The 9977-nt window shown below is 70.4% G+C and carries 9 protein-coding genes and 1 pseudogene; 7 read left to right on the top strand and 3 right to left on the bottom strand.

The window, feature by feature from the left end; genetic code table 11:
• Positions 1–544: 544 nt before the first annotated feature.
• Positions 545–802, bottom strand: coding sequence for a DUF397 domain-containing protein (locus tag M878_RS67950; RefSeq protein ID WP_023547816.1), 258 nt, complete (start codon positions 800–802; stop codon positions 545–547).
• The gene (locus M878_RS67945) at positions 799–1680 is read right to left on the bottom strand and encodes a helix-turn-helix domain-containing protein (RefSeq protein WP_023547815.1); all 882 of its coding nucleotides are present in this window, start codon (positions 1678–1680) and stop codon (positions 799–801) included. The genes M878_RS67950 and M878_RS67945 overlap by 4 nt, the downstream gene beginning before the upstream one ends.
• A gap of 221 nt (positions 1681–1901) precedes the next feature.
• Between M878_RS67945 and M878_RS97540 the strand changes: the two genes are divergently transcribed.
• Together M878_RS97540 and M878_RS67935 are read left to right on the top strand one after the other, a co-directional pair.
• Positions 1902–3242, top strand: a complete 1341-nt coding sequence (locus M878_RS97540) for an NsdA family TPR-like regulatory protein (RefSeq protein WP_031225205.1) — start codon at positions 1902–1904, stop codon at positions 3240–3242.
• Positions 3243–3297: 55 nt separating this feature from the next.
• Positions 3298–4002: a 2'-5' RNA ligase family protein gene (locus tag M878_RS67935; RefSeq protein ID WP_023547813.1), complete on the top strand. Its 705-nt coding sequence runs from the start codon at positions 3298–3300 to the stop codon at positions 4000–4002.
• Here the strand turns inward: M878_RS67935 and M878_RS99960 are convergent.
• Positions 3883–4443, bottom strand: coding sequence for an ATP-binding protein (locus M878_RS99960; protein WP_245238128.1), 561 nt, complete (start codon positions 4441–4443; stop codon positions 3883–3885). The genes M878_RS67935 and M878_RS99960 overlap by 120 nt on opposite strands.
• A 212-nt stretch (positions 4444–4655) precedes the next feature.
• Here M878_RS99960 and M878_RS99955 point away from each other — a divergent pair, with 212 nt between their 5' ends.
• The 5 genes and pseudogenes from M878_RS99955 to M878_RS67920 all read left to right on the top strand — a co-directional run bounded on the left by M878_RS99955 (position 4656) and on the right by M878_RS67920 (position 9933).
• Positions 4656–5063: a hypothetical protein gene (locus M878_RS99955; protein WP_245238125.1), complete on the top strand. Its 408-nt coding sequence runs from the start codon at positions 4656–4658 to the stop codon at positions 5061–5063.
• Positions 5064–5071: 8 nt separating this feature from the next.
• Positions 5072–5239 carry a hypothetical protein gene (locus M878_RS97535; protein ID WP_023547811.1) on the top strand — a complete coding sequence of 56 codons (168 nt, stop codon included), beginning with the start codon at positions 5072–5074 and terminating at the stop codon, positions 5237–5239.
• 185 nt (positions 5240–5424) lie between these two features.
• Positions 5425–5628, top strand: coding sequence for an FxLD family lanthipeptide (gene fxlA, locus M878_RS67930; protein ID WP_023547810.1), 204 nt, complete (start codon positions 5425–5427; stop codon positions 5626–5628).
• 79 nt (positions 5629–5707) lie between these two features.
• Positions 5708–8758: pseudogene (locus M878_RS67925) on the top strand (lantibiotic dehydratase).
• The gene (locus tag M878_RS67920; protein ID WP_063750654.1) at positions 8758–9933 is read left to right on the top strand and encodes a lanthionine synthetase C family protein; all 1176 of its coding nucleotides are present in this window, start codon (positions 8758–8760) and stop codon (positions 9931–9933) included. The pseudogene M878_RS67925 and the gene M878_RS67920 overlap by 1 nt, the downstream one beginning before the upstream one ends.
• Positions 9934–9977 lie beyond the last annotated feature (44 nt).

The following is a 9977-nucleotide window of genomic DNA, read 5'->3' as shown; positions in this document are numbered from 1 at the left end:
GACTCCACGCTACGAGCGGAGGGATAGGTGACGTTTACCGCGAGATGCGCAGGCGCTGCGGCCCTGGGGCGGTGGACCTCATCCGCCGGTGTCAGGAGGGCGTCCATCCGTCGGGCACGTCGGTGCCGGACCCCACCGGTTCGTGAACGACATTGAGGCCGTAGCGCAGACGGTGCGTAAGCCGGAGGAGGTCACGCCATGACCCCGACGATCCGCCAGCAGATCGACACCGCCGACCTGCTTCTCGCGGACGTAGGCGGCCCCACTATGGCCGGCCCCGTCACGGTCGTATCCGCTTCGCCCACCGTGCTCACCGCCACTGCGGCGAGCCGGTACCGGGGCGCGGCCTTCGCTGCGGGCCGCGTTCGAGGGTGCGGTCGCCGACAGCCTCACCGCCCATAGGGCACCGCGGGCGAACTGTGAGGGCTCGAAGCGAACCGGGCTCCTTTGGCTCCGCAGCTGCGTCGAGGCCGACAGCGCCCGCCGGGCGAAGGCCGTGTGGAGCCAGCTCTGCCTGGGATGTCCTCGCGCCTCAGCCCTCTTTTCAGCTCCAACGCTCACTGACTGACCCGCAGGCGATCCCGCTGACCAGCGCGCGCATCGCCGCCTTCGAGAAGAGCAACGGCCCACGGCTGATGTCCTTGGAATCGCGCACTGCGGCGCGGTCGCCCAGTGCAGCAACTTCCACACAGTCGTTCGCACCCCCGCTGTACGAGCTCTTCCGCCACCGCGCGTGAGCAAGATCGGCGTCGTGCGGAGCTGTCGTGACATCGTGCGGGGCGGACGTGCTGGGCGTGCTCACTCTTCGAGCTCCTTGCTGATGCGCGCGATGAGGGTGCGGGTCTCCGACGGGTCGAGGGCGGTGCTCCTCAACTGGTCGAAGATGTCCGTGTAGTTCTCCACGTCCTCTGGGGACTCGAGATACACGGAGTTCTTGGGATTCTCCAGCCACACCAGGTCCGGCGTGGGGGGCGGGAAGGTCAGGATGACGAACGGGCCGTACAGCCCGGGATGCGCGCCGAGCGAGAACGGCAGCAGCTGCACGGTGACGTTCGACCGCTCGCTCGCCTCCACCAGCTTCCGCATCTGGTCGCGCATCACTTCAACAGAGCCGACCGTCCTGCGCAGCACGGCTTCGTCGAGGATCGCCCAGAGTCTGGCGGGGGCCTCACCACCCAAGCGGCTGTTCTGCCGCTCCATGCGGACCCTGACCAGGGACTCGACCTGCGGCGGGGACAGGTCCTTCCTCATCTGGGAGATCACGGCACGCGCGTAGTCCTCGGTCTGCAGCAGCCCCGGCACGAGCATCGGCTGATAGCTGGCGAGGTGCGTCGCGCCGGCCTCCAGCGCGAGGTACCCGTCATAGCGGGTCGGCGTGAGCACTGTCGAATACTTCCGCCACCAGGGCTTCTGCTGCTCCTTGTCCGCTCGCACGAGGTCGAGCACGTCGGCGCGCCGGTCCTCGTCCTTGACGCCGTAAAGGTCCAGCAGTGCCCGGACGAGGACCGGCGTCGTGCCGCGTTCGCCGTTCTCGATCCGGCTCAGCGACCCCTGGTTGACTTCCAGTTGGTCGGCAACCTCGGTGAGGGTGAGCCCGGTCGCGTCACGCAGTTCCTTCAGCCGTGCCGCGAGCTGTCGCCGGTACACCGACTGCGGGACCAGGCTTCTCTTCAAGGCCATGCCGGAAGTCTCTCCATACCGGCGACACCTCTACAACCCATACGGGTCAACTTCACCAGACATATTGCCTAGTTGGTGGTTGCGTCGGCATGCTGTCAGGAGTCACGGCGCGCGTTCGTACGGGCATGCGCCGCAGCCGACCGATGGGCGAGCAGGCCACGACCTCGCTGCCGGCACGCGCCTCCGCGTCGGTCCTGCACGCCGCACCAGGAGGGTGGGCCATGCCACGGACAACGCTGCTCCGGCAGCTGCTCCAGCAACGGCACCTGACGACGCACGAGGCTTTCGCTGGCCAGTACGAGCGGGCCGCCGCCCGGCTGGCGGAACTCGACCGAGACCCCCGCCTGGCGTCCCTCCAGGTCTCTCCACGCCAGTTCGACCGCTGGTACGGCGGGGAGTTGCTGACTCTGCCCCGTCCTGACGCCTGCCGAGTTCTGGAGCACATGCTGGGCAGACCCGTGTCCGAGCTGTTCTCCACGGCGTACGACGGCGATTCCGCGCACGACCGCGACGAGGAGTCGAGCACGGGCCAGCAGGCGACGAGTGCGCCTCCGCCACGGGAGGACGACGAGAACCCACTGGACATCGTCACCCGGACCCGGCAGCTCACGGCCAGCAACGCCGACGACGCGATGCTCGCCTTCCTCGACTCCTCGCTGGAGGGCATCGCCAGCCGGTACGAACAGGACGGGCCGTACGTCCTCCGCCCCCAGGCCCGCCAGGTACGGCAGCTCGCCCACACCCTCCTCGACGGCCGCCAGCCCCCACGCACGCGCCGGGAGCTCTTCCGCCTCGCCGCCCGCGCCTCCGGCCTGCTCGGCTACATGGCGGTGAACACAGGCGACTTCGCGCTCTCGGCGGCGTACTGCACCGAAGCCCGGGATCTCAGCCGTGAGATCGGCGACCTGGACACCGACCTCTGGGCGTGCGGAACCCTCTCCTTCAGCCTCTACTACGCCGGCCGGTACGACGAGGCGGACGCCTGCGCGGCCGCGGCCGTCGAGCGAGCCCCGCGCCACGCCCAGTGCATCCGCCTGCTCGCCAACGGCCGGGCCCGGGCCCTCGGCAAGACCGGCGACCGGCGTGCCGTCGAGCAGGCCATCGGACAGGCACTACGCCTCTCCGACCTCCACGAGGTACCCGTCGGGCTGACCTCCTGCATCTCCTTCGAGCCGTACGGGCGGGCGCGGACGCTGGCCAACGCCGTCACGTCACACGTGGCGCTGCGCAACACGGCCCAGGTACTGCGCGACGCCGAGCTCATCGACGATCTGGTGGAGCACTCGGCCTCCTCCTGGAGCCGATCGCTAGTACGCCTCGACGTCGCCGCCGCGCTGCTGCAGCAGCGCACGCCCGACGTCGACCACGCGATGGCGCTGGGCCGTGAGGCCCTGCGGCTGTGCGGAGACACACCGATCAGCTCCGTCTACCAACGCTCCCGTGACCTGCACGAACAGGCCGGGCCGTGGCGTGATCACCCGGCGGTACGCGATTATGGCGACGAGTTCCGGACCTGGAGCTCGCAGCCAGCGGCCCTGGCCATGGCGTCATCCGCGTCGTAGGCGCCGTCGGTGTCGTCGTACTCCGGGGCAGTGTGAAGCCGAAGGAGTACGTCGGGTGCCCCTGCTCAGCGTCGATCCCGCCGCGTTCCCCGCCGAGCCCCCCGCCGACACGCACGATCCGGCGGTCACCGCGGCCCACGACTGGGCGGCGTTCAGCGCACTCGACGAGATGACCGACCACTGGGCACGCCCCGGCTGGTCGGACGGCAGCCGGGCGTACTACTGGATGCTGACCTTCCCGGATGATCAGCGGCTCGCGACTCTCGCCGGGCACTGCCAGGAGGAGCTGACACCCCTCGGCCTCGACCCGGTGCCGACGGACGGACTGCACATCACCCTCGCCCGAGTGGGAACGCCAGACGTCGTCACCCCGGGCCAGCTGGACAGCCTGGCGCGGGACGCCGAAGCGCTGCTGCCCTCCGCGTTCTCCGTACACGCCATGCCGCTGGCCGGCTCCCGAGGCGCCGTCCGCCTGTCCCTCGGCCCCTGGGAACCCCTGCTCCGGCTGCACCACGCGCTGGCCAAGACAGGGAGCAGCGTCGGTCTGGCCCCGAAGAAGCCGACGTCCGCATTCCGGCCGCACCTGAGCCTCGCGTACAACAACCGCCGGCGCCCCGCCGCGCCCGTTGTAGAGACGGTCTCAGGGCTTCGCGCTCTTCCGGCTGTCGAACTCTCCGTGTCCGCCGTCCAGTTGGTGGAGCTCCGCCGTGAGGGGCGGACGTACCGTTGGGATGTGCGGAAGAGCGTCACGCTCGGGTAGCCCACCGGCGTCCAGGGCGAGAATTACGACCACTTCCTTGCCGATCGCGGTCGGCCGGACCGACCACGCGGAGGCCAACTCCCCGACGAGCAGCAGTCCGAGGCCATTGCCCGTCAGCTGATCCACCGACTCCTCCGGAGAGCGCGCCTGGACCCTGGAGACGTCCCGTCCCGCGTCATGGACTCGCAGTACCGCCACGTTCCGGTAGACCTCCACACACATGCAGTCCGGTCCGCCGGCTGTGTGCCTGAGCGCGTTGCCCACGAGCTCCGAGGCGATCAGAACGGCGTCGTCGACCCGCTCCGGCGCGGCTCGCCCGTCGAGGAACTCTCGTACGTGTCTGCGCGCGAGGCCCGAAGGCTCGGTGCAATCGGCCAGCTTCACCCAATGACGCCGTACTGGCGTCCGCCTGCAGAGGCGCTCTTCGTCCACCGCGTCCATCGCCGCTTCTCGTTTCCGCTTGGCACTGGACCGATCAGCCTCGTCTCGCGTGAGCCGCGGCGGTACGCCGCGCCTCCGCCTCCTCGCGCGCCGCCGGACGGCGGACAAACGGCGTGCTGACGGCGTACCGCCGCCGACTGCCCCCGACGAGGCTCTTCGTCGAGGCGCCGGACCCTTGGCGTCTCGGCTCACCTGGCTGGAGGTAACGCGGAATGAGCAGCAGTGCGAGGCAGACCGCACCACACGAGGTGCCCCCGGGCACGCGCCTGGTGTTGTACGCCTGTCTGCCCGCGTCACTCGGTGAGGCCGCCGACCACAGCGTGGCCAGCGCACGGCGGTACGTGGCCGATGCCGGCTGGGAGGCGGTCGAGACGCACGTGGACCGGGCGGCACCGTTCGAGAGCCGCGCCCTGTGCGAGGGCTGGCACAACGCTCTGGCCGCAGTCGAGCAGGGGAAGGCGGCCGGGATCGTCACCCCTCTGCTCGTGATGCTGGGGCATCTGGAGGGGGACAGGGCGAACCTCGCTGCCTGGCAGGCTCGGACCGGAGCGCTGATCACGACCCCGTGGGCGGTCGTCGATGCCGCCGGCGCCACGGTCGCACGGCGGTCGGCGGCGTGATGGCCCGGATGCGGCAACGGTCGCTCCTGCAGCTGCTCGACCAGGTCGGATGGGTGCTGCGGCATCCGGCCACGTACGTCGGACGGTTCGGCTTCGGCACCTTCCAGGTGCTGTTCCTGCCCGTCCTGGTGACCGGCACAACCTTGACCACGCTCTACGCGGGCCAGTCCCGGTAGCCCCGGCCCGTGTCCTCGACCCCCCTCTCCGGATGCTCCGAATCCATGTCCCCCACGGAATTTGGTCAACCGGAGAGGGGCCGCACCCAAGGTGCGAACGCAGAAGCCCGGCCCCGCGGCAATCCATACGCGGGCAGGGCAGCACGACGAACCCTTCGGAACCTTCCGACAGAAGAGGAAGTGCGATGACCGCAACCATGCTCAGCCCGATCACGACGGCCACCACCGGGGCGTCCGCTGCGACGGCCGCCCCCGAGGCGCCCGCCGACCCGTTCGACATCGACCTGACCATCGTCACGGAGATCGGCGCCGACCTGCTCCCCAAGGCGTGCGGCACCGGTGACGGGTGCGCGGCCTCCTGCGCCTCGTCCTGCGCCAGCGCCGTCTGACGACGGCCCGTGCACGGGGTCGGGGGCGCTGCCGCCCCCGACCCCGCTCGTTCACAGCACTGACGGCGGAGGCATTGGCATGGGAAGCGACGGAAAGCTCTACCAGCACACAGGCGCGGCGCTGCTCCGGGCCGCCGCGATGCCACTGACGGGTCTGCCGACATGGTGGCCTGACCCGTCCGACACAGAGGCGTGCGGCAGGTGGCTGAAGCAGGTGTGGGCCGATGCGCGGTTCGCCGACGCCGTCCGGCAGGCCAGCGGCGATCTCGCCACGCGGGTCGACGCGATCTGCACCGGGCAGAGGACACGCTCCAAGCAGGTCCGGCGCGCCGCCATGGCCACCGTCCGCTACTTGTTGCGCGCCACCGGGCGACCGACCCCGTTCGGCCTCTTCGCAGGAGTCACTGCGGCCAGCGTGGGTTCGACGCCACACGTGAGGTGGGGCGACACACACCAGGCCGTGGCGCGGGTGGATACCGAGTGGCTGGACAACGTCATCGTCCGCCTGGAGGCGTGTCCGGCCCTGCTGGAGCGCCTGGATGTCGTCCTCAACAACCTGGCGACGCGCCGCGGCGGGCGGCTGCATGTCCCGCACGGCGGACCGATGGGGGCCACCGTCCGGCGCACGAGTGCGGTACGCGTGATCGAGCGCCTCGCGGGCGGGCCGGTCCGCTTCGCCGCCCTCGCCGAGCAGTTGGCCGCCTCCTTCCCCCGAACCGAGCCGCAGAACATCCGCACACTGCTCGGCGCGTTGGTGCGCGAGAAATTCCTGATCACCAGTTTGCGCGCGCCGATGACCAACACCGATCCGCTGTCCCACCTGATTGACCGGCTGCACGGCGCGGACGCGGGCACTGTGCCGCAGGTCGCGCAGGTTTTGCACGAACTGGAAGCTGTGCAACGCGCCGTACACGGGCACAACCGGCGCCCGGCGAGCGCGCAAGGGCTGGCTCGGGAGGAACTCACGGGTCGACTGCGTGGGCTCTCCGAGGCGGGTCGAAGTCCCTTGGCCGTCGACCTGAGGCTGGACGCCGAGGTACGGATCCCCGAGAGCGTCGCGCAGGAGATGGAGAGGGCTGCCGATGCTCTACTGCGGCTCACGCGCCGACCGGCGGGCCAGGGTGTGTGGAAGGAGTACCAGGTCGCGTTCTGGGAACGGTATGGCACCGGCACGCTCGTGCCGGTGAAGGAGGTCGTCGACCCGGCGTCCGGGCTCGGCTATCCGGCCGAGTACCCCGGCAGTCGCATGACCGCACCGCCCCCGACAGTCTCCGAGCGGGACGAGCGGCTGCTGGCCCTGGCCTGGCAGGCACTGGCTGACGGCAGCAGGGAGATCGTCCTCACCGACGACCTGATCGACCGCCTGGCCGGCGATGCGCCGACCGGGCAGGAGGCACCACCCCACGTGGAGATGTGCGCGCGTCTTCACGCCGACAGCCTGTCCGCCCTGGAACGCGGGGACTTCACGCTCACGGTGACACCGGCCCGCGCCGCGGGCACGCTCACCTCCCGGTTCACTCCGGTCGCCACCGGCACGGGACTCGACGAGATCTACCGCCAGGTTCCCACGGGCGTCGAGAACGCGCTGACCGCGCAGCTGTCCTTCCCGCCGCTCTACCCGCGCACGGAGAACGTCGCCCGCATCCCCGCTTATCTTCCACACGTGATCCCGTTGGGCGAGCACCACGGCCCCGACGACACCTCGACGACGCTCATCGACGTCGACGACCTCGCGGTCACGGCCACGCACACCCGCCTGTACCTGGTCAGCATCTCCCGCCGTCGCCTGGTGGACCCGCAGGTCTTCCACGCTATGGCCCTGGACAAGCAACCCCCTCCCCTGGCCAGGTTCCTGGCGCACCTGACCCGCTCCTTCGGCCCTGCCTGGAGCGGCTTCGACTGGGGGCCGCACGGCGCACGGCTGCCGTTCCTGCCGCGCGTCCGCTACGGGCGCGTGATTCTCTCTCCCAGCCGCTGGAACCTGACTGCTGACGACCTTCCAAGCTACGGTGCGGACATGCGGGAGTGGTCGGACGCCCTCGGCCGGTGGCGGAAGTTGTGGCACTGCTACGGTGCCGTCGAGCTGCGGGAGGACGACCGGACACGTCGGCTCCAACTCGACGTGCCCGCCCACGCCACCGTCCTGCGCGCCCACCTGGACCGGGAAGGTCATGCCGTGCTCACGGAAGCGCCGGCCGAGGAGACCTACGGCTGGATTGGCGGCCACGTCCACGAGATCGCCCTGCCGATGACCAGCACCCGCCCGCCGATACCCGACCCGCTCTCCGGCTTCCTCCCCGTGCTCACCAACAGCACCCTCGGACCCGTACCGGGGGCGGTGCAGGCACCCTGGCTGAACGCCAAGATCTACAGCCATCCCGAACAGTTCGAGGAGCTGATCGGCACTCACCTCGGGCGGCTCGTGGCCCAACTCCCAGGTACACCCGAGTGGTGGTTCGTCCGCTACCGCACCCCGCACGACCTCGACCACGTCCGCTTGCGCATCCGCACCCGCAGTCCCGGACAGTACGCCGCCTGCGCCGAGCTCGTCGCCGGATGGGCCGCCGGGCTGCGCCGCTAGGGGCTCAGCAGCAGGCTCGTGTTCGACACATACACCCCGGAGATCGGCCGCTACGGCCCAGGCGCCGCCCTACGCTGTGCTGAGGCGGTGTTCACGGCCGACTCGGCCTACGCCCTCGCTGCCCTGCAGGGCCCCGGAGTCGACGGCGTCGACGGACGCGCGCTGGCCGCGGTCGGCATGGTGGACATCGCCTGCGGCTTACTCGGCCCCGACGAGGGAATGCGGTGGCTGGCGAACCGCCCCGCAGCTCCGGCTCGCGTCGAGCGAGGCATCAGCGACCAGGCCATCGAACTCGTTCGCCGCGCTACGCCTCGTGCCCGGGGCTGGGGCGAAGAGCTCGCCCAAGCGTGGCACCGTCGCGCCGTGGCCCTGGCGCTGTATCGCGAGGGCCTCGCCGAGAGCATGGACCTCGACTCCGTCCTGGAATCCTTGCTGCACATGCACGACAACCGCCTGCGTGGCCTGGACCGGGAGGACGAGAGGATCTGCCGCCGCCTTGCCCGTCAGTCCGCCGTCGCATGGGCCGCCTGGCCGGGGGAGAGCCGCTGATGAACTACGACGCGCCACCCACACCCACCGGGCCCGGCTGGGGGCAGTCGCTGCACTCCGGCGCGGCGGGAGTCGCGCTGCTGCACGCAGTCAGGGCGCACACCGGTGAAGACGACCGGGACGCGCTCCGGCCGTGGGCCGCCGCCATGCTCAAGGGCCCGATCCAGGCCGCCGCCGAAGCATGCGGTCTGTACGAGGGTGCCCCGGCCGTCGCGTACGTCCTCAGCTTCACGCACACGAACACCGCTACTCGCGCCCTGGCGACCCTGGACACACACATCGCCGACGTCACACGCCAACGACTCAAGCGTGCATATGCCCGCATCGATCGCGGCGCGTTGCCCACCCTGGGCGAGTTCGACCTCATCAGCGGACTGACCGGGCTGGGCGTGTACCACCTGCACCGTGGCCACAAGACGGAACTTCAGGACGTCCTCGCCTATCTGGTGCGGCTGACGGAACCGATCACCTTCGAAGCGCAACGTCTGCCCGGCTGGTGGACGGGAGACAGCCCCGATCTGCGACCGACGCCGCGATGGCCCGGCGGACACGGCAACTTCGGCCTCGCCCACGGCATCACCGGACCGCTGGCGCTGCTGGCCACGGCCCTGCGACACGGCAAGACGGTGCCCGGACAGACGCAAGCCATCACCCAGATCTGCGACTGGCTCGACCGGTGGCGCAACGGCACCGGCTCGCGCGCCTGGTGGCCGGACCTGATCACCCGAGCCGAACACCGACGCGGCGAACTCCAGCGCCCAGGACCGAGACGCCCGTCCTGGTGCTACGGCACCCCCGGCATCGCCCGCGCCCAGCAACTCGCCGGCATTGCCCTCGGCGACCGTGACCGGCAACGCCAAGCCGAGCAGGCCCTGGCCGGATGCCTGGCCGACGACCAACAGCTCGCCCAGCTCACCGACGCATCCCTTTGCCACGGCTGGGCGGGGCTCATACAGACCGTCTCCCGTGCCGCTGCCGACGCCCTCGACGACGAACTCGCGTCGCATCTACGCCGCCTGAACGTCCGGCTCAACAAGCACCTGGACCACCACGGACTACCGGACGGCGCCGGCCTGATGGACGGCACGGCAGGCATCCACCTGGTCCGTCTCACCGACCCCGTCAACACGGCGATCACCGCCCCCTGGGACCGCTGCCTGCTCCTGACAGGGTGACGCCGCGAACCGCATCCGCACACCAGAACAAATGAGAACGATCT

Source organism: Streptomyces roseochromogenus subsp. oscitans DS 12.976, assembly GCF_000497445.1.
GTDB lineage: Bacteria > Actinomycetota > Actinomycetes > Streptomycetales > Streptomycetaceae > Streptomyces > Streptomyces oscitans.
The sequence above is the reverse complement of the archived record's forward strand: the minus strand, read 5'-3'. Positions and strand labels throughout refer to the sequence as shown.